The sequence below is a fragment of the Chromobacterium phragmitis genome (genome assembly GCF_003325475.1).
In the GTDB taxonomy this organism is placed as follows: domain Bacteria; phylum Pseudomonadota; class Gammaproteobacteria; order Burkholderiales; family Chromobacteriaceae; genus Chromobacterium; species Chromobacterium phragmitis.
Map to the genome: position 1 here is coordinate 431,400 of NZ_CP029495.1, position 20,308 is coordinate 451,707.

The 20,308-nt window shown below is 59.7% G+C and carries 18 protein-coding genes; 10 read left to right on the forward strand and 8 right to left on the reverse strand.

Going from position 1 to position 20,308, the window contains the following annotated elements; genetic code table 11:
- Positions 1-35: 35 nt before the first annotated feature.
- The 6 genes from DK842_RS24180 to DK842_RS02170 all read right to left on the reverse strand — a co-directional run bounded on the left by DK842_RS24180 (position 36) and on the right by DK842_RS02170 (position 9,234).
- Entirely contained in the window at positions 36-3,671 is a 3,636-nt protein-coding gene (locus DK842_RS24180) for a methyl-accepting chemotaxis protein (protein ID WP_332835396.1), read from the reverse strand.
- 27 nt (positions 3,672-3,698) lie between these two features.
- A complete protein-coding gene (locus tag DK842_RS02150; protein ID WP_114059887.1) occupies positions 3,699-4,196 on the reverse strand; it encodes a chemotaxis protein CheW in 498 nt (165 codons plus the stop codon).
- A gap of 16 nt (positions 4,197-4,212) precedes the next feature.
- Positions 4,213-6,546 (reverse strand): chemotaxis protein CheW, encoded by a 2,334-nt coding sequence (locus DK842_RS02155; protein ID WP_114063571.1) that lies wholly within the window; start codon positions 6,544-6,546, stop codon positions 4,213-4,215.
- Between the two features lie 27 nt (positions 6,547-6,573).
- Entirely contained in the window at positions 6,574-6,939 is a 366-nt protein-coding gene (locus DK842_RS02160; RefSeq protein ID WP_114059888.1) for a response regulator, read from the reverse strand.
- A 761-nt stretch (positions 6,940-7,700) separates the two neighbouring features.
- Complete coding sequence (locus DK842_RS02165) at positions 7,701-8,012, reverse strand: STAS domain-containing protein (protein ID WP_332835397.1); 312 nt, start codon at positions 8,010-8,012, stop codon at positions 7,701-7,703.
- 64 nt (positions 8,013-8,076) lie between these two features.
- The gene (locus DK842_RS02170) at positions 8,077-9,234 is read right to left on the reverse strand and encodes a sensor histidine kinase (protein ID WP_232538574.1); all 1,158 of its coding nucleotides are present in this window, start codon (positions 9,232-9,234) and stop codon (positions 8,077-8,079) included.
- A 177-nt stretch (positions 9,235-9,411) separates the two neighbouring features.
- On the opposite strand from DK842_RS02170, the gene DK842_RS02175 reads away from it, so the two are divergent.
- From DK842_RS02175 to DK842_RS02215, 9 genes are read left to right on the forward strand one after another with little or no spacing between them, the layout of a single operon-like run.
- Positions 9,412-10,365: a chemotaxis protein gene (locus DK842_RS02175; RefSeq protein WP_114059890.1), complete on the forward strand. Its 954-nt coding sequence runs from the start codon at positions 9,412-9,414 to the stop codon at positions 10,363-10,365.
- A 39-nt stretch (positions 10,366-10,404) separates the two neighbouring features.
- Complete coding sequence (locus DK842_RS02180) at positions 10,405-11,346, forward strand: chemotaxis protein (protein WP_114059891.1); 942 nt, start codon at positions 10,405-10,407, stop codon at positions 11,344-11,346.
- Positions 11,347-11,397: 51 nt separating this feature from the next.
- Positions 11,398-11,793 (forward strand): chemotaxis response regulator CheY, encoded by a 396-nt coding sequence (gene cheY, locus DK842_RS02185; protein WP_011136995.1) that lies wholly within the window; start codon positions 11,398-11,400, stop codon positions 11,791-11,793.
- A gap of 47 nt (positions 11,794-11,840) precedes the next feature.
- Positions 11,841-12,614, forward strand: a complete 774-nt coding sequence (gene cheZ, locus DK842_RS02190; RefSeq protein ID WP_114059892.1) for a protein phosphatase CheZ — start codon at positions 11,841-11,843, stop codon at positions 12,612-12,614.
- A 42-nt stretch (positions 12,615-12,656) separates the two neighbouring features.
- Positions 12,657-14,552 carry a chemotaxis protein CheA gene (locus DK842_RS02195; RefSeq protein ID WP_114059893.1) on the forward strand — a complete coding sequence of 632 codons (1,896 nt, stop codon included), beginning with the start codon at positions 12,657-12,659 and terminating at the stop codon, positions 14,550-14,552.
- A 15-nt stretch (positions 14,553-14,567) separates the two neighbouring features.
- Entirely contained in the window at positions 14,568-15,791 is a 1,224-nt protein-coding gene (locus tag DK842_RS02200; protein WP_114063573.1) for an EAL and HDOD domain-containing protein, read from the forward strand.
- A gap of 31 nt (positions 15,792-15,822) precedes the next feature.
- Positions 15,823-16,494 (forward strand): tRNA (adenosine(37)-N6)-threonylcarbamoyltransferase complex dimerization subunit type 1 TsaB, encoded by a 672-nt coding sequence (gene tsaB, locus DK842_RS02205; RefSeq protein WP_114059894.1) that lies wholly within the window; start codon positions 15,823-15,825, stop codon positions 16,492-16,494.
- On the forward strand, positions 16,491-16,934 hold the full coding sequence (gene rimI, locus DK842_RS02210) for a ribosomal protein S18-alanine N-acetyltransferase (protein ID WP_114059895.1): 444 nt from the start codon (positions 16,491-16,493) through the stop codon (positions 16,932-16,934). Before tsaB ends, rimI begins: the two co-directional genes overlap by 4 nt.
- The gene (locus DK842_RS02215; RefSeq protein ID WP_114059896.1) at positions 16,931-17,797 is read left to right on the forward strand and encodes a uracil-DNA glycosylase; all 867 of its coding nucleotides are present in this window, start codon (positions 16,931-16,933) and stop codon (positions 17,795-17,797) included. Before rimI ends, DK842_RS02215 begins: the two co-directional genes overlap by 4 nt.
- Positions 17,798-17,936: 139 nt before the next feature.
- Here DK842_RS02215 and rpmG read toward each other — a convergent pair whose 3' ends face one another.
- Complete coding sequence (gene rpmG / locus DK842_RS02220; RefSeq protein ID WP_011137002.1) at positions 17,937-18,092, reverse strand: 50S ribosomal protein L33; 156 nt, start codon at positions 18,090-18,092, stop codon at positions 17,937-17,939.
- 35 nt (positions 18,093-18,127) lie between these two features.
- Entirely contained in the window at positions 18,128-18,361 is a 234-nt protein-coding gene (rpmB, locus tag DK842_RS02225) for a 50S ribosomal protein L28 (RefSeq protein WP_011137003.1), read from the reverse strand.
- Between the two features lie 279 nt (positions 18,362-18,640).
- On the opposite strand from rpmB, the gene DK842_RS02230 reads away from it, so the two are divergent.
- Positions 18,641-20,281, forward strand: coding sequence for a CTP synthase (locus DK842_RS02230; protein WP_114059897.1), 1,641 nt, complete (start codon positions 18,641-18,643; stop codon positions 20,279-20,281).
- Positions 20,282-20,308 lie beyond the last annotated feature (27 nt).

The following is a 20,308-nucleotide window of genomic DNA, read 5'->3' on the forward strand; positions in this document are numbered from 1 at the left end:
TGCCCGCTTCCGCCTATGTCAACCGCGCGAGACGATCAAAATTCCTCCCAGGAACCATCGCCCATGTCCCCCGGTGGGTGGATGGGCTCTATGCTCTTGGGCTTGACCTGATAGCTGCCCGGATGATGGCCCGCCTTGCCCGCCAAGCCGGCTACGGCTCCATTTTGCTTGGCCATGCTTATGCCCCCGGTCGGATGCGATGCGCTCCTCGCCGCGGGAGGCTTGCCGTGTGATGGCTTGTCGTCCAGCTTGAATACCGCCACCGCGTCGGACAGGTATCTCGCCTGCTCTTCCAGCGACTCCGCCGCCGCTGCCGCCTCCTCCACCAGCGCCGCGTTCTTCTGGGTATTTTCGTCCATCTGGGTCACCGCCAGATTCACCTGCTCGATGCCCGAGCTTTGTTCCAGCGACGCGGCCGAGATATCGCTCATGATGTCGGCCACGCGACGGATGGAAACCACGATCTCGTTCATCGTGCGACCGGCCTCGTCCACCAGCCGGCTGCCGGACTCCACCTTGTCCACAGAGTTGCCGATCAGCGACTTGATTTCCTTCGCCGCCGCCGCCGAGCGTTGGGCCAAATTGCGCACTTCGCTCGCCACCACCGCGAAGCCGCGGCCTTGCTCTCCTGCGCGAGCGGCTTCTACTGCCGCGTTCAACGCCAGAATGTTTGTCTGGAAAGCGATGCCGTCAATCACGCTGATGATGTCCACGATCTTCTTCGCGCTTTCATTGATCTCGTTCATCGTCGACACCACGTCGCCCACCACCTTGCCGCCGCGCGCCGCGATGTCCGACGCGCCGGTGGCCAGCGAATTGGCCTTCTTGGCGTTCTCCGCGTTCTGGCGCACCGTGCTGGTGATCTCCTCCATGCTGGAGGCCGTTTCTTCCAGGCTGGCCGCTTGTTGTTCGGTTCGGCCGGACAAATTGGAATTGCCCGCCGCGATCTCCTTGGCCGCGGTGTTGATCGCGTCGGTGGAATCCTTGATATTGGCGATGATCTCCTTCAGGCGCTCCACCGTGGTGTTGCTGTCCGCCTTCAACTGGCCGAACAGACCATCGTAGTCCGAGCTGATGGTACGCGTCAGGTCGCCGCGGGCCAGGGCGCCAAGAACATTGGCGATATCGTTCAGACCCTGGCTGGTCACGCCCAGCAGCTGGTTGACGCCCTCGCCCAGCAACCTGAAGAAGCCCTGCTTGCTCTCCACCTCGATGCGCTTGCCGAACTCGCCTGCCGATGCGGCCCGGACGATTTCCGACACCTCGTGTTCGATTTCCACCTCGGCGGTACGATCCTTCCACTCCACCACCGAGCCCAAGCGCTCGCCATCGGAATCGAACACCGGGTTGGCGACGAGGGAGAAAGTCCGTCCCGCCACCTTGATTTCGGCGCGGTAGGTGGAGCGCAGGTTGGCCAGCAACTCGCGCTGGTGACTGGGGTTCTTGTGGAACTCGTCCATGGTGGAGCCTATCAGCCGGCGCACGTCAAAATTGGGCAGCGCCTTTCGCAAATCGGCCTCAGCGCCGCGCAGCATGTCGGTCACGCTGTGATTCATGTAGATGATCTTGCGCTCGTTGTCGGCGATCATCACATTGGTAGTGCAATTGTCCAATGCGCTGCGGATGCGCGCGTTTTCCCCGGCGATCCGGCTTTCCTCGGCCGCGCGGGTCTCCGCTTCGGCCTGCTGGCGCAGCGTTTCGGTATTGTCCTGCCACTCCACCACCGCACCCAGCCTCTCGCCTTGTGCATTCACGATGGGCGACAGGATCAATCCGAACGTGCGGCCGCCGACCACGATGGAAGAGCGATGCGTGCTCCTCACCTGCTGCAGCACGCCATGCTGGTAGGACGGATTCTTGTGGAAATCGTCTATCTTGCTGCCCATCAGATTGGATACGGAGAAGCGCGGAATATCTTTGCGAATGTCGCTCTCCGCCTGGCGGAACATTTCTTGAACCGCCTGGTTGGCGTAAATGATGTGATGGCTTTCATCCGCGATCATCACATTGGTGGTGCACACGTCCAGCGCGCTGCGGATGCGCGCGTTTTCCGCCGCCAGCTTGCGCTCCTTCTCCGCCCTCAGGTCGGCCTCGCGCTGCAGCTTCAGCATATCGGTATTGTCTTGCCACTCCACCACATCGCCCAGCCGTTCTCCCTTGCCGCCGACAATGGGCGTCAGAATCAGGCTGAACGTGCGGCCGCCGACGGTGATGGACGAGCGGTGGGACTCGCGTACCTGCTGCAGCAAGCCGCGCTGATAAGAAGGGTTCTTGTGAAAATCATCGATATTGCTGCCCAGCAGACTGCCCACCGAGAAACGCGGAATGTCGCGGCGGATGTCCGCCTCCGCCTGCTGGAACATCTTCAGAACCGACTGATTGGTATAAATGATGTTGTGATCTTCGTCCGCGATCATCACATTGGTGGTGCACACGTCCAGCGCGCTGCGAATGCGCGCGTTTTCCGCCGCCGCGCGACGATCGGCCTCCTGCCGCGCCTGCTCCGCCGATTTCAGCTCCAACTCTCGGGTGGTGTCCAACCACTCGACAACCGAACCCAGCTTGCGGTTCTGGCCATCGCGTATCGGCGTCAACACCAGACTGAAAGTGCGTCCACCCACCTTGATGGTGCCGCGGTGAGTGCCGTTCAACTGCTGCAGCACGCCGCGCTGATAGGACGGGTTGCGATGGAAGTTGTCGATATTGCTGCCCAGAATCGCCCGCGCCGTAAACTGCGGCAGCTCCTGCCGGATATCAGACTCCGCCTGCTGAAACATATCCAGCACCGCCCGGTTCGCATACACCACCTGATGGTTGTCGTCGGCGATCATCACATTGGTGGTGCAAACATCCAGCGCGTTGCGCACCCTCAGGTTTTCCAGCGTATGCGCGACCACCTCGGCCAAACAGGCGAACATGCTATCCCTGTCGCCAGGGCGCACTGAAAATTCAGTGCGTACCTCGCCCTCTGCCAGTTCCTTCAGCACTGTGGCCAGCAACTGCGGATCGCCGCCAAACTGGCGATCCACCGCCCGCCTCAGCATCCACACCATCGCAGCCGCCAGCAACAGCAAAGCGCCGCCCATGCTCAGCAGCTCGTTGCCTATCGCGCCTGCCGTCGCGCCGGCATCTCCGGCGTCGCCCTTCAACGCCTGCTCGCCTTCATAACGGACATATTGGCCAATAGCCTCCTGATACTTGAGCGCAGACGGCCACAGCGTGGCGAGCAGATAGCCATGCGCATCGTCGCCGCGCCCTCCCGCCAGCAACTGCCGATAGGACGCGACTTGGTTGCGCAGCGTCCCGTCCAGATTCCGGGCCGCGTCCAGCCTCGCTTTTCCGTCAGCCGACACATGCGCGGACAGACCGTTCAGCCGGCCTGTCACGCCATCTAACGCATTATCCAGCTGTGGTTGGCCAGCTCGCTGCGCCGCCAGGCCTGCATCCGGCAGCAATCCGCCCAGTTGCCGCACCAGTTGCTGCGATGCCTGCTGCGCCTGGCCCGCCTGCGTCAACTGCCCGATCTGGACAGACTGGCCGCCCGAAAACTCATCCGCCGCGCCCTGCAGGCGATGCAGCTGCGCCTGGGCGAGATACAGCGCGGCAGCCATCGCCACCATCAACAAGCCCACGCCCAGCGTCAGCTGCTGCTTCAACCTGATGTCGCTCATTCTTCTCTCCCCCACGCTATCCCGGCCTCAGGCTCGGGCGGCTACATCCATCAGCGCCATTTCCTCGCTGCGCATCAGGCGTTCGATATCGACCACGATGATCATCTGCTCCCCGATCGTGCCCAAACCTTCGATATAGGCGGTGTCGACCGTCGCGCCAAACTCCGGCGGCGCGCGCATCGACTCCTTGTCCAGCTGAATCACATCAGACACGCCATCCACCACGATACCCACCGTGCGCTTGCCGATATTGAGGATGATCACTACGGTAAACTCGTTGTACTGCGGCTCTCCCAAACCGAACTTCAACCGCAGGTCAACGATGGGCACGATGCTGCCGCGCAGATTGATCACCCCCTTGATGAACTCTGGCGCGTTGGCGATGCGGGTCACTGTGTCGTAACCGCGAATCTCCTGCACCTTGAGGATGTCCAGGCCATACTCCTCGCTGCCCAGCGTGAACACCAGTAGCTCATGCGCCGCGCCATCCTTGACTTGCGCATCGCTCAGATTGTCCAGTTGCATATGGTTTCTCCGCCTGTCATTCGGCGATGGCCACCTGAGCGGCGGCCCCCCGCGCCCCGCTATTGCTGCGGGCGATGGTGGAAATATCCAGGATCAGCGCCACCTGGCCATCGCCAAGTATCGTGGCACCGGACAAGCCATCCACCTTGCGATAATTGGTTTCCAAGTTTTTCACTACAAACTGCTGCTGGCCTATCAGATCGTCCACCAATAGCGCCACCCTGATCCCGGATGCCTCAACCACGACCAGAATGCCTTCATCCGCCCTCTGCCTGGCTTTGCCCACATTGAAATACCGGCTCAACGCGATGATGGGCAGATACTCGCCGCGGATATGCACCACTTCGCCGCGGCCTGATACCGTCTTGATCGCCCTGGGCTCCGGCTGCATGGACTCCAGAATGAAACCCAGCGGCAGCACATAGATCTCGTCCCCGACTCTTACCGACATGCCATCCATGATGGCCAGCGTCAGCGGCAGCTTGATGCTCATCGTGGTGCCGATATCGGGCATGGAGTCAATCTCTATCCGCCCCCCCATGTTCTGTATGTTGCGCTTGACAACATCCATCCCAACGCCACGTCCGGACACATCGGTCACTTCCGCGGCGGTTGAGAAGCCGGCCTCGAATATCAGCCCCCATACTTCTTGGTCCGGCATGTTGTCGCTAACCGGCATGCCGCGCTCCCTGGCCTTGGCTAGAATGCGTTCGCGGTTCAAGCCGGCGCCGTCGTCGCTGACTTCGATCACGATGCTGCCCCCCTGATGGAAGGCCCTCAGCGTCAGACGACCCGCGCGGGACTTGCCTTTGGCCTCCCGTTCCGCCGTCGACTCAATGCCGTGGTCAAGGCTATTGCGCACCAGATGAGTCAAGGGATCGGACAGCTTCTCGATGAAGCCTTTGTCCAGCTCGGTGTTTTCACCCACCATTTTTAAATCCACCTGCTTGCCAAGCTTGCCGGCAAGATCTCTGACCACTCGGGGAAAACGGTTGAACACGAAAGCGATGGGCGTCATCCGAATGGACATCACCGCCTCCTGCAACTCGCGGGAATTGCGCTGCAAGGAGCTGATGCCATTGAGAAGACGCTCATGCTCGACAGGATCGAGCGCATTGCCGGACTGCATCAGCATCGATTGGGTGATCACCAACTCACCGACCAGGTTCAACAGAAGATCGACCTTCTCGATGTTCACCCGAATCGAGTTCTCTCCCGCCGCTACGCCTTTGTCCGGAGCGGGACGTACGACAGCCGCGGCCCTTTCCGGTGCCGCAGCCACCGCAGGGGCCGCGGGCTTGTCGGCGGCAGTCACGCCCGGCGCGTCGCCAAACAAGCCAAACCCCTCGCCCTCGAAATCCTCCGCTGCGGACACGCCCTGCGCAGGCAAGGGATCGAACAGGCCAAAGCTGCCGTCCTGCTCCATTTTCCCCAGCCTGTCCGGCTCCGCATCATCCGCCACCGCCGGCAGCGGCTCGAACAAGCCGAAACTGCCATCCTGCTCCATCTGCTCCATCTGCTCCAGCCGCGAAGGAGGCTGCGTTTCGCCGCCCTGCTCGAACAAGCCAAACCCGCCGTCGTCGTCCATATGGGCGACGCCTTCCGCCAGCAGGCGTCGATCCGGCGCGACGTTGTCACCCGGCGAAAACAAGCCATACTCGTTTCCGCCCTCTCCTCCCCGGTCTATGCTGACCCGAAAGCGATCCGGAGCAAGCTTGAACGCCAAAGACTCGGCCACCTCCTCCGCGGCCAACGCCGAAGTGAACACCGCCACCCATGGCAGTTCCCCATCCCCCCGTCCTTCCTGCACAACGGTCAAATCGCCTTGCGCCGACAAACTTTCCAGCAAGGGGCGGATATCCATCCCATCCGGCGGCGTCAACTCCAAAAACAGCGTCCACAAGGGGTCGGCTACGACTGCGCCTCCTTCCGGCTCTCTGCCGACAGCTTCGGCCTCCGGCATCTGCCCCTCGATCTCCTCCAGACGCCGTCTCACCGCCTCCCGAGGTTCTGCCTCGGATGTTTCGCCATTCTTGTAATCCGCCAGCATGGACTGCAGCACGTCCTTCGCCTGCAAAAACACGTCCACCATGGGAAGAGTCAGCGCCATGCTGCCCTTGCGAACTCGGTCCAGCAGGTTTTCCAACACATGGGTCAGTTCCGCCATGTCGGAGAAGCCGAAGGTGGCCGCCCCCCCCTTTATCGAGTGCGCAGCGCGGAAAATCGCGTGGAGATCCTCTTGTTCCGGCAGCTCCACATTCATCGCCAACAGCAGCGACTCCATCGTGGCGAGGTGTTCCTCCGCCTCATCGAAAAAGACCTGATGGAACTGCGACATATCGATCGCCACGATCATCCCCCCATAGCGGCGACTGCGTTAACCGACCAAACGCTTGACGACATCCAGTAGTTTTTGAGGATCAAATGGCTTGACCAGCCAGCCCGACGCGCCGGCGGCTCTCCCCAGCGCCTTCATCTGGTCGCTGGACTCCGTGGTCAACATCAGGATGGGAGTGGAGTTGTAGGTTGGTTGCTTGCGCAAAGAACGAATCAACGTCAATCCGTCCATGCCCGGCATGTTCTGATCGGTCAGCACCAGATCGAACTGCATACCCTGGGCCTTACTCAGGCCAGCATTGCCGTCCACCGCCTCGGCGACTTCATAACCGGCGCTCTTCAAAGTGAAGCTGACCATCTGACGAATCGATGCCGAATCGTCCACCGTGAGAATTTTCTTAGACATGGCGTTCCCGTTATCGAGAGATTCCCGTTGAAATACGCATTGCCTGATTGAGTTCCCGCCAGAGCCGCCATCCCGGCGCGCTCGACGCCGCCAATCGCCCCCGGTCCGACGGTCGCAGAGCGTCCGGCCGCCATCCACCAACGGCGGCACCGCAACGTCATCAGTTTTCCACGACAATATCGGGATAGCACAATACGAGCATCTTTCCATCCGGCTCCCTGTGTCCCCGGCACATCCTCGCTCGCGCCCCCCCCATAACGTGATTCATCATCAGCGAGAGCAAATCAAGGGGAATTTGGCCTCAGTACGAATTTGGTGTGAATGGCATGAAGCTCGCCTTGCAGGCACCGTCTTGAAAAACGAAATGGCAAACTTGATTAGCGCGATGCCGAGCGGCATCTTTTAAGATAGAAAACGAGCGCACTCGCTCCTTGCCATGAATAAAATGGCCATTTTGACCAAACACTACCCGGCGTCTTGCCCCCCAATCCAAATGCTTTGGGAACTGCGACCGCCGCGCGGTCCGAACGACCTATCCCGTAGCCGCGCAGGGGCCTCCGCCTCGGATGATCCCATCACGACGTCCGCTTCGCGGACGCCCGTCTCGATCACCGCACCAGCCAATCGCCACTGCTCATGCAGCAAAGCGACAAGCTCGCTCTCTCGCAGAGGCAAGGCGCGCCGGCACAGACGGAACAACCCATAGGACTGGCGGCGCGACAAGGCATCAGACTTATAGCTCTCGGCCCCTCAGAGCGAGTTCACGCCGGGCGGATAGTGAACATCTTGTTGAAGCAGGCGATTTCGAATACCTGCATCACCGCCTCCCGACAGTTGACCAGGATCATCGATTTTTTCTGTCCAGCCGCCCTTTCCTTCAACAACAACAGCATCCCAAGCGCGGAGCTGTCCAAAAAAGGCACCTGATCGAAATCGACATGAATTTCCTGCACTTCGGGGTTATCCAGCAGCTCCTGGCTGGCCTGGCGAAACTCCTTGTGCAGGTTGAAGTCGAACTGCCCAATCAGCACCATTTTCCCGATACTCCCCTCGACTCTCACTATCGGTCTCATCACTGATCCTCGGCTTTCCTTAGGTTCGCTGACAAATTGAACAGACGGTCCCGATCTTCCGGCATCATCCCGGACATATCGGCAGCCACAGCTCGAAACAGGCGCCGCCCGCCACCTTGTTGTAACAACGTACGCCCCCACTCAACTCCTCAGCCACTTTCTTCACGATCGCCAAGCCCAGACCGGTTCCGCCCGGGCGCAGAGTGAAAAATGGTTCGAAAATGCGCTCCCGCACCAGCTCGTCCACGCCAGGCCCATCGTCCTCCACCCGAAATACGACGATATCGCCTTCGCGCGCCAGCGCCAGGCTGACTCGTCCGCCTGTAGACACGAACTGCAACGCATTCTCCAGCAGATTGACCAAGGCCCCTTGCAGCGCCTTGCGGTCTATCAAGACCGTTATGGCAGAATCTTCTGGCAGATGGCAATCAAAAAACACACCTTTGTCATGACATTGCGGCGATAGTATTGCGCAAACGTCATCCAGCAGCGCCTCCACCCCAACCCTCTCCAAAGAGGACACCTGCCCCCTCACGTAGCTCAGCATGTTCTGGATCAGCCCCTCCAGCGCTCTCATGCGCGCCAAGCTCTTGTCAACGAAACGAGCGCGATCTTCTGCCTTGGGAATGTCCTGCTTCAAGTTGGCTGTATACAACATCGCGCTAGCCAGCGGCGTTCTTAACTGATGGGCCAGCGCCGCCGCCATGCCGCCCATCGACGCAAGCTTCTGCTGTTGGGCCAGCTCTCTATTCAATTGATGCAAACGGGTCACATCGTGAATAAGCACAATCCGCCCTCCCGATGCCGGCAACTCCTGATACTGCAGCGTCAGCCGGCGAAGACCGTCTGCGGAATCCATCTCGTAGCTGTCATCGGCCTGCCTGACTAATAGGCGGCCCAATAGAGAAGACCACATTTCCCCTACATAACAACCACTTAGAAGAGACTCCGCGGCCAAATTCCCGGTCACCACCCGACCATTGGAAGACAGCTCTATCACGCCCGCGGGCAGCATTTTCAGAAGCAATGCCAAACGCTCGGCCAGTTCGGCGTTCTCATCACGCTGTTTTCGCAACTGACTGTTCGCCTCGTCCAGTTGGGCGTTCAGTACATTGACCTGGACCTCAAGTTGCCTATACGCATCAATGAGTTGGCTGGACACTGCGTTGAACTGTTCAAACGCGGCCTCGAGTTGCTGTTGATCCTTCAGGCTTGAAACCATAGTCGGCATCGCTTCACTGTCATTTGTAAAAACCACTTAAACGGTATGATAATGATCAGCCTATGACGAGCCAACACGATATCGGCATCGTCATGAGCAAAAAAAAACGGGAAAAACCAATATCTGGCGTATAAAGGGAAGTAGTGCGCCATTCCAAAAGATGCTGCGGAGGTTTCTGTGTCAGAGCTTCTCAAAAAAATCGACGCCAGAACCAAACTGGCAGGCACCAACAAGCTGGAAATCCTGCTGTTCTCCTTGGGGCATGATCAGCGTACAGGTCGCAAAGAAATTTTTGGTATCAACGTATTCAAAGTGCGCGAAGTCATGCGCACGCCCGAGATCACCTCGGCTCCGGAAATGCCTTCGTCCGTCGAAGGCATGGTGAGCTTGCGCGGCGCGCTGGTGCCGGTTATCGATCTGGCTAAATATTCAGGCATCGTGACCAGCAATCGTCCGGAGATCATGATCGTCACCGAGTACAACGGCCACACTCAGGGCTTTCTGGTAGAGGCCGTGGACACCATCCTGCGGCTCGACTGGTCCGCGATGCGCGTGCCGCCGGACATGATCACCAACCGCATGGCAGGCTTGGTGACTGCAGTCACCGAGCTGGACAACGGCACGCTGGTGATGATGATGGACGTCGAGAAAGTGTTGGCGGAAACCAGCATCATCGACGACGGCCACAGCTTCATCAATATTGAACCGGTAAAGGAAGATCGCCGCATATTCTTCGCCGACGACAGCGCCGTCGCCCGCAAACAGATCGAACGCACACTGGAGGCGATGAACATCCGCTACACTTCCGCGATCAACGGAATGCGCGGTTGGGAAGATCTGCAGAAAATGGCCCAACAGGCGGAGGCCGCCGGGCGCAAACTGTCCGACGAGCTGCATCTGGTGCTGACGGATGTGGAAATGCCAGAAATGGACGGCTATATGCTGACCAAGATGATCAAAAGCGATCCGCGTTTCGCAGGCATCCCGGTGCTGATGCATTCCTCGCTTTCCGGCTCCTCCAACCAAAAGCTTGGCGAGTCAGTCGGCGTCGATGCCTATGTATCGAAATTCGAACCGCAGAAGCTCGCCAGCAAGCTGCGCCAGATGCTGAAGCTGGAACCCAGCAACTAACAGGCCTTCTTCAAGATTTTCTAGGGATAGGGATACGACATGCCTAGCACCGACGCCTCCTTGCTCGCCAGTGTTGACGCCAGGACCAAGCTTGCCGGCTCCAACAAAATGGAGATTCTGCTGTTCTCTCTGGGGACGCGCGAAACCTTCGGCATCAACGTGTTCAAGGTGCGCGAGGTCTCGCAGACGCCGACCATCACCAAGACGCCCAACATGCCGTTCGGCGTGGAGGGCGTGCTGTCGCTGCGCGGCAATATCATCCCGGTGATCTCGCTGGCCAAGTTCATCGGCCACGACAACAACGGCAGCAAGTTCGACACCATGATCGTCACCGAATTCAACAAGAGCACCCAGGCCTTCCTGGTGGACTCGGTTGATCGCATCATCCGCGTCGACTGGGACAAGGTGCGCGCCCCGGAAAACATCATGGCGGCCGCCGGCACCAACCAAAACCTGATCACTGCGGTGACCGAACTGGAAAACGGCAAGCTGGTTTCCATCCTCGACGTCGAACAAATCCTGGCCAGCGTTGTCGGCGAGCCCCGCTTGCCTGATGTCCCAACCGCCCAGTTGGAAACCGACCAGTACATATTCTTCGTCGATGACTCCGTGGTCGCTCGCAAGGAAATCACAGGCGTTCTGGAAAAAATGGGCATCAAGTTCCAGCAAGCGACCAATGGCCGCGAAGCCTGGGACCGTCTGCAGGTTCTTGCAGGCCGCAACTGGGCCGATGGCGAATGCCTGCACGACTATCTGAAAATCATTCTGGTCGATGCCGAGATGCCGGAAATGGATGGCTACGTGCTGACCAAGCTGATCAAGTCCGATCAGCGCTTCAAGGGCATCCCAGTGATCATGCACTCGTCGCTGTCGTCCAACGCCAACCGCGCGATGGGCTCCAGTGTCGGGGTGGATTCCTACGTTGCCAAGTTCGACCCTGGCGTTCTGGCAGAAACTTTGATTCCATTCCTGCAAAGGTAGTCGCTACAATGTGCGCCTTGATGGAACATAGATAATTCAGGATATACCTCGATGTCAGACAAGAATATGCGATTTCTGGTTGTGGACGACTTCTCCACCATGCGCAGAATCGTCCGCAACCTGCTGAAAGAGTTGGGTTTCACTAACGTCGACGAAGCCGAAGATGGCCAGGTCGCGTTGCATAAGTTGAAAACCCAGAGCTTCGATTTCGTCGTTTCCGACTGGAATATGCCCAACATGACGGGCATCGAGCTACTCAAGGCAGTACGGGCGGACCCCCAGCTGAAGCATCTCCCGTTCATGATGATCACCGCCGAGGCCAAAAGGGAAAACATCATCGAGGCGGCCATGGCCGGCGCCAGCGGCTACATTGTGAAGCCGTTCACTGCCGCCACCATGGAAGAGAAGATGAACAAAATCTTCCAGAACATGAACAAGCCAGCCTGAGCAGTACCACAACAAGACTGCCGCGTCCGTATTGAGGAGGAAAGATCGTGCCCGACCATACTTTGGAGAATGGAGACTCGCCGGAACTGGAAGCGCTGTTCGACAGCATCTCCATCCAGCAGCAAGAAACGCAGCCTGTCGAAGAGACGCCTCCTCCTCAAGCCGCAGCGCCGGCCACAGGGGAAACGGCCCCTAGAATGTTCTCGAGCGAGACCAGCCCTTCGACAATGTATGAACACATCGGACAGATGACCCGCAAGATGCACGATGCCCTGCGCGATCTCGGCTATGACAAATCATTGGAAAAGGTGGCCGAAACCATCCCCGACGCCAAGGACCGTCTAGCCTACATCGCCACGCTAACGGAAAACTCAGCGGAACGCGTGCTGAACGCAACGGATATCGCCAAGCCTTTTCAGGACAAGCTGGAAAGCCAGGCAATGGCGCTGAGCGAACGCTGGGAGAAACTGTATGCCAATCTGCTGGGCGTTGAGGAATTCAAGGCGCTGGCGGAGGAAACCCGCCAATACCTGAAAGATGTGCCTAACCAGACACAGGCAACCAATACCCAGCTGTTGGAAATCGTGATGGCGCAAGACTTTCAGGATTTGACCGGCCAAGTGATCAAGAAAATGATGGGCATGGTAAAAATTCTGGAAACGGAACTGGTCAGCTTCTTGATCGAGTTCTCTCCCGACGAAAAGAAGGGAGAGCTGAATACCAGCCTGCTCAACGGCCCGGTCATCAATCCGGAAGGACAGACCGACGTGGTCACCAGCCAGCAGCAAGTGGACGACCTGCTGGAAAGCCTGGGCTTCTAAAGCAACGCAAGCAAGACAACGCAGAACGCGTGGGGTGGAAAAATGAGCGAATTTGGCGGCATGGAAGAGTTGCTACAGGACTTTCTGATGGAGTCCACCGACCTCTTGTCCGATGTGGACAACAAACTGGTCGAACTGGAAAAGCGTCCGGAAGACAAGGCCTTGCTCAATGACATCTTCCGCGGATTCCATACCATCAAGGGCGGCGCGGGCTTCCTCAACGTCATTCCCATGGTCAATCTGTGCCACCGCACGGAGAACCTGTTCGACAAGCTGCGCAACGGCGAGATGCACATAACCCCCGAAGTCATGGACGTCATTCTGGACGCAACCGGCATCGTGAGGGACATGTTCGGCACCTTGGGCCAAGGCCTAATGCCTGGCGACGCCGACGCGCGCGTGCTGTCAGCGCTGGATGCCGCGCTGGCGGGAGAGCCCGTCGCTGCGGAAAGCCATCCCCACACAGAACCGGTTGCCGCCCAGCCGACCGCGGCAGCAACGGAGCCCGCTCCCGCGGCGGCCTCGGGCAATGGTCCGGACTGGAACCAGCTATATCAGGCCGTCACGCCCAACACTGCGGCTGCCGCGCCGACTCCAGCGGCCCCCACTCCAGCTCCTCAGGCCGCTCCGGCCCAGCCGCCGGCACCCGTCGCCGCCCCCAAGCCCCCCGCGCCCAAACCGGCGCCGGCCAAACCGTCCGGCGGCGGCGGCCCCGTGGCCAGCGGCCCGCAGGAAAACACCATTCGCATCGATACCGTACGTCTGGACATGGTGCTGAACCTGTCCGGTGAAATCGGACTGACCAAAAACCGCCTGACCACGCTGCGCACCGAGATTTTGCAAGGCAATCGAGACGGCAACACGCTGCGTTCTCTGGACGAGGCCATCAGCCAGCTTGACCTGCTGGTCGGCGACCTGCAGAACGCGGTGATGAAAACCCGCATGCAGCCAATCGGCCGCCTGTTCCAGAAGTATCCCCGCCTGGCTCGCGACTTGGCTCGTCAGTTAGGCAAGGAAGTGGAGCTGGTGCTGTCCGGCGAGGAAACCGAACTCGACAAGACCATGATCGAGGACTTGAACGATCCGCTGGTCCACTTGGTTCGCAACGCGGTGGATCACGGCATCGAATCCCCGGAAGACCGCATCGCGTCGGGCAAGAAACCGCAGGCGCTGGTGCAGTTGACGGCCGAGCAGGTGGGCGACCACATCCTGATCGAGATCACGGACGACGGCAAGGGCATGAACCCCGACGCTCTGCGCCGCAAAGCCATCGAGAAGGGGTTGATCGATCAGGAAACGGCCAACTCTCTGGATGAGAAGCAATGCCTGCAGCTGATCTTCCTGCCCGGCTTCTCCACCAAGGATCAGATATCCAGCGTATCCGGCCGCGGCGTCGGCATGGACGTGGTGCGGACCAATATCCAGAAGTTGAATGGTCGCATCGACATCAGCTCGGTACCGGGCGAAGGCACCCGCATCAGCATCTCGCTGCCGCTGACGCTGGCTATCCTTCCGGTGCTGGTGGTTCGCGCCTGCAATCAGCCTTTCGCCGTGCCTCTGGCCATGGTCCGCGAAATCATCACCATAGACGGCAGCGCCATTCAGGAAGTATCCGGCAAGCCCACCATCGTGGTGCGCGACGAGATTCTGCCGCTGAAGACGCTTGCTGGTCTGCTGGGCTGGGAGCCTACACAAAAACCCTATTTCGGCGTGCTGATGCAGTCCGCGGAAAAATCCTTCATTCTGGCAATCGACTCATTCGTCGGCCGGGACGACGTAGTGATCAAGCCGTTGCAGAACATCCGCCCGAAAGGCGTCGCCGGCGCCACGCTGTCCGGCGATGGCTCCGTCGTGCTGGTGCTAGACATGGAAGACCTGCTCGCCTCCAGCGAAAGCAACAATATCCAGACTCGGACCACGGATATGATTGCCACCTAAACGCAAGGTGCGATGATGACCATCAACACCGCCTTCATCGGAAGGCAGCCGGTATTGAACCGCAACCAGCAGCTCATAGGCTATGAGCTGCTTTTTCGTCCCAGCGGGGACGCGTCCGGCGTCGGCAAGCACACCGAGTTGCAGGCCGACACCGACGTGTTGGTCAACACGCTCAACAACATGGGCACCAACTGGCTGATCGGCAACAAGCTGGCCTTCATCAATGTCGGCGAGACCATGCTCAACAGCGACTTTCTGGAGCTGCTTCCGCCTCGCCGCATCATTCTCGATCTGTCGCCCCGCATCGTGCCCAGCAACGAGCTGCTCTCGCGTGCCCGCCACCTGCGCTCGATGGGTTTCGGCATCGCGCTGGACGACTTCAGCTTCGAAGCCCCCTCCGCAGCCTTCCTCGAACTAGCCAACTACGTCAAGCTGGACATACAGAATCAGGACACCACGCGTTTCCAGATGCTGGCCGCGCGCTTGCGCAGCTATCCGCTGATCCGCATCGCGGAGCGAGTGGAAACCCATGCCCAGTTTCATCTGTGCAAGGAACTGGGCATGGACGGCTTCCAGGGTTATTACTTCGCCCGGCCGGAAACCCTGGCGGCCAAGGTGATCCATCCCGCATTCAGCAACACGCTTGAACTGCTCAACCTGCTGCGCATGGATGCCGACATCCGCGACATTGAGCAGGTTCTCAAACGCGATGTCGCGCTGTCTTACAAGCTGCTCCGCTACGTCAACTCCGCCGCTGCCGGACTCAACACCACCATCAGTTCGTTCTCGCACGCGGTCACCGTTCTCGGCTACCAGAAACTCTATCGCTGGCTGACGCTGTTGCTGGTCACCGCCTCCGACGACAATAACGCGCCGCCCGCATTGCAAAAGACCGCAGTTACCCGCGGCCGTTTCATGGAGTTGCTGGGAGTGGAGCTTGGCGAGCGCCATGACGTCAATGACAATTTGTTCATCGTCGGCCTGTTCAGCCTGCTTGACGTGCTGTTCGACATGCCGATGGAAAAGATCATCGAACACCTGCAGCTGTCCAATCAGGTTACTGACGCTCTTCTGCATGACCGCGGCGCGGTCAGCCTTTACCTGAAGCTGGCCCGCGCCTGCGAAGACGGCGCCCTGGACGGCGTGCCTCAATTATGCGATCAACTGGGCCTATCCAGCGAGCAACTGAACCAGGCCCACATCTCCGCGCTCGCCTGGGTGGAGGAACTGGGCTTATAATTCCCAGCCTTGCAAGGTTGCATCAAGCCCAATGAAACTGTTAGCCCTGGATACCTCCACCACCTATCTGTCTCTGGCCCTGAGCCATGGCGAAGATATGCTCGTCTTCCACGAATGCGTGGAGCAGAAACATGCCGAGCGCACGCTGCCCGAAGTTTCTCGCTTGCTGGCGGATGCAGGCATCGGGCTGAACGCGCTGGACGGCATCGTATTCGGCCAGGGCCCCGGCTCATTCACCGGCTTGCGCATCGCCTGCGGCATCGCGCAAGGCCTCGCCTACTCCGCTGATTTGCCCGTCATCGCCATCCCGACGCTGGACAATCTGGCTCATCAAGCCGGCGAGGGACAGGTGTTGGTCTGTTTTGATGCGCGAATGCAGCAAGTCTACAGCGCGCTATACCGCACCGGCGCCAACTGGGAGCGGCTGAGCCCGATCTTGGTCGCGTCGCCCGAGGATGTCGCCCTGCCCGCCGGCACCACGATGCTCGCCGGCGACGGCTTCCACAGCTATCCATCGCTGCTGGCCGATATCCGGGGCGAACTGCCGCAGTCCCCGCATCCACGCCCTCACGCCGCAGCCTATCTCCAACTGGCGAAAAGCGGCCGCTACCCCATGCGCCATCCGCGCGAGGCCGAACTGCTTTACGTGCGCGACAAGGTCGCGCTGACTTCTTCTGAGCAAGCACAGGCGCGCAAGCGATGAGCAACGTCCGCCTCTTCCAGCCTACCGACCCGCAGCAACTGGCCGACCTGGAGCAACTCGCCACCGCCCACCCCTGGCGCGTAGGCCAGTACCGGGATAGCCTGGCTGCCGGCTACCCCTGCTACGGCCTGTTCGGAGACGATGGTTCGCTAATGGGATTCGCGCTGATCATGCGCGTGCTGGATGAAGCCGAAATTCTCAATATCGTAATCGCCAAGCCGCATCAAGGCCAAGGCTTGGGTTGCCAGCTGATGCAATCGATGCTGCAGCACCTGCACGACGATTGCTGCCGACGCCTGTTCCTAGAGGTTCGTGAAAGCAATGTCCCGGCGCGCAAACTCTATCAGCGTTGCGGTTTCCGCCAGTGCGGACTGCGCAAGAACTACTATCCAGTCAACGGAGGCCGCGAACACGCGATTCTGATGGAGGCATCGCTATGAGCCGCGCCAGCCTGCAGCAACAGGAAATGGGCCTGGGGCCTGCCTGGCAGCCCCGCGCCGGATGGTTCGAGCAGCATCCGGCGCAATTGCTGCGCCAGACGCTGCGAACAGGCGCCGCGCAAAGCGAGCTGCCCGACATGATCATGGCCGCCCCCCCATCCGGATCCCTCCCCGCCCACGATCCAAAACTGGCTGCGCCGCCAGAGGCGCCGCAGACTACGGAACTGGCCGTCATCCCGCCCGTCGTCGAACGCGGGCCCAAAGCCGAGCCGCCGGGTGCCGAGGTTCCCGCAGAAATCGCCCCGGCAGACTGGCCCCTGCTGCAACGCAAAGTGGCCAGCTGCCAGGACTGCCGCCTGTGCGAAACCAGAACCCAGACAGTATTCGGGCGCGGCAACCCCCAGGCGCGCTGGATGCTGATAGGCGAGGCGCCAGGCGAAAACGAGGACAAGCAAGGCCTGCCCTTCGTCGGCCGCGCCGGCCAACTGCTGGACAATATGCTGGCCGCGGCAGGTCTGGAGCGGGACCAGGATGTCTATATCGCCAACGTGCTCAAATGCCGTCCGCCCGGCAACCGCAATCCGGCGCCGGATGAAATCGCCGCCTGCAACGGCTATTTGCTGCAGCAGATTCGCCACGTCCAACCGGTCCTGATCATCGCCCTGGGCCGCTTCGCCGCCCAAACGCTGCTGGAAACGGAAGACTCCATAAGCAAACTGCGCGGCAAAGCGCACCGCTACCAGGGCGTGCCGCTGGTGGTCAGCTACCATCCCGCCTATCTGCTGCGTAACCAGCCGGACAAGGCCAAGGCCTGGCAGGATCTGCTGCTGGCGCGTGAAATCTACCGCCAGGCAGGCGGCTAACTCCGCCGCCAAAAGAAAAAGGCCAGTCCTCAGACTGGCCTTTTTCATGCGCACGCCTCTTCGAAACTCGCCGCGAGGCTAATAAAAAACCCTTCTCCGTGCACCAGAGAAGGGCTCTTTGCCAACCGGGGAAACCAGCTTATTTCAGCTTGGTTTCCTTGTACAGAACATGCTTGCGGGCAACGGGATCAAATTTCTTGATCTCCATCTTTTCCGGCATGGTGCGCTTGTTCTTGGTGGTGGTGTAGAAGTGGCCGGTGCCAGCGCTGGATTCCAGCTTGATCTTATCGCGCATGATGTATACCTCTGTGCGTTATCTAGTTAGACCGCTTAGATCTCGCCGCGAGCGCGCAGATCCGCCAGCACAACATCAATGCCCACCTTGTCGATGGTGCGCAGTGCGGCGTTGGATACGCGCAGACGCACCCAGCGGTTTTCGCTTTCCACCCAGAACTTGCGGTATTGCAGGTTCGGCAGGAAACGACGTTTAGTCTTGTTATTGGCGTGGGAAACGTTGTTCCCGGTCATCGGACGCTTGCCGGTGACTTTGCAAACACGCGCCATGGTTAAACTCCCAAAACCGGTAAAAGCTGGCTTTATAACATAGAAAAAGCCAGTAATTCAAGCGGAACGCGCACCCGACGCAAGACGGGCGCGCTCTCGTAATGAAACAGTCGGCGGGCATTGTAACGGATTCGCCACAGCTGCGCGAGCTTTATCGCCGGCCGTCTATAGTGAGTGTTGCATTCCGAGTCGCCCATGGGCCGAAACTAGATGCAGCAAGTGATTCAACTTCGTTCGATTTCAGGGTAAAATCCCGGATTCCCACAGAGCCGTAATCTCATGACCAAGTACATCTTCGTAACCGGTGGCGTGGTGTCCTCCCTGGGCAAGGGCATTGCTGCAGCGTCCATCGCCGCCATCCTCGAATCCCGCGGGCTGAAAGTCACCATGCTGAAGCTCGACCCTTACATCAATGTCGACCCGGGCACCATGAGCCCCTTCCAGCACGGCGAGGTGTTCGTCACCGAAGACGGCGCGGAAACCGACCTTGACCTCGGCCACTACGAGCGCTTCATCCACGCCAAGATGAAGAAGAGCAACAACTTCACCACGGGCCAGGTGTACGAATCGGTCATCACCAAGGAACGCCGCGGCGATTATCTGGGCGGTACCGTCCAGGTGATTCCGCACATCACCGACGAAATCAAGCTGAAGATGGGCGAAGGTGCGGCTGACGCCGACGTCGCCATCGTAGAAATCGGCGGCACCGTCGGCGACATCGAATCGCTGCCTTTTCTGGAAGCCATCCGCCAGATGCGCTCCAACCACGGCCGCAAGAACACGCTGTATGTGCACCTTTCCTACGTGCCCTACATCGCCACCGCCGGCGAGATCAAGACCAAGCCGACCCAGCACTCGGTGAAGGAACTGCGCGAGATCGGCATCCAGCCGGATATCCTGCTGTGCCGCATGGACCGCGAGCTGCCGGAAGACGAGAAGCGCAAGATCGCCCTGTTCTGCAACGTGGAAGAGAACGCGGTGATCGGCTGTTACGATTCCGACTCCATCTACAAGGTTCCGGGCATGCTGCACGCCCAGGGCATCGACGACATCATCGCCGAGCAGTTGCAGTTGGACCTGCCCAAAGCCGATCTGTCCGCCTGGAACGGCATCATCGACGCGATCGAAAAACCCGACCACGCGATCAAGATCGCGATGGTGGGCAAATACGTCGACCTGACCGAATCCTACAAGTCGCTGACCGAGGCGCTGAAGCACGCAGGCATTCACACCCGCACCAAGGTCGACATCATCTACGTCGACTCTGAAGAAATCGAACGCGACGGCGCCGAGTCGCTGCGCGGCATGGACGCCATTCTGGTGCCCGGCGGCTTCGGCAAGCGCGGCGTGGAGGGCAAGATCAAGGCAGTGAAGTTCGCCCGCGAGAACAACATCCCCTATCTGGGCATCTGCCTGGGCATGCAGATCGCGCTGATCGAATACGCGCGCGACGTGGCCGGCATGGCCGGCGCCAACTCCACCGAGTTCGACCTGGACACCAACTTCCCGGTGGTGGCCTTGATCGACGAATGGGTGAACCACGACGGCAAGATCGAGAAGCGCGACGAGAACTCCAACATGGGCGGCACCATGCGCCTGGGCGGCCAGCAATGCGATCTCGTTGACGGCTCGCTGGCGGCTCGCGTGTACGGCAATACCGAAATCACCGAGCGTCATCGCCATCGCTACGAAGTCAACAACTACTACATCCAGCGCCTGGAGCAGGCCGGTCTGACCATCAGCGGACGTTCCTCTGGACACGAGAAACTGGTGGAAACCATCGAGCTGGCAAATCACCGCTGGTTCTTCGCCTGCCAGTTCCACCCGGAATTCACCTCCACCCCGCGTGACGGCCATCCGCTGTTCATCGCCTACGTGAAGGCCGCGCTGGCATACCAAGCCGACAAGATGGCGAGCTGATCGGAAATAGCTGACCACGCTCAATGC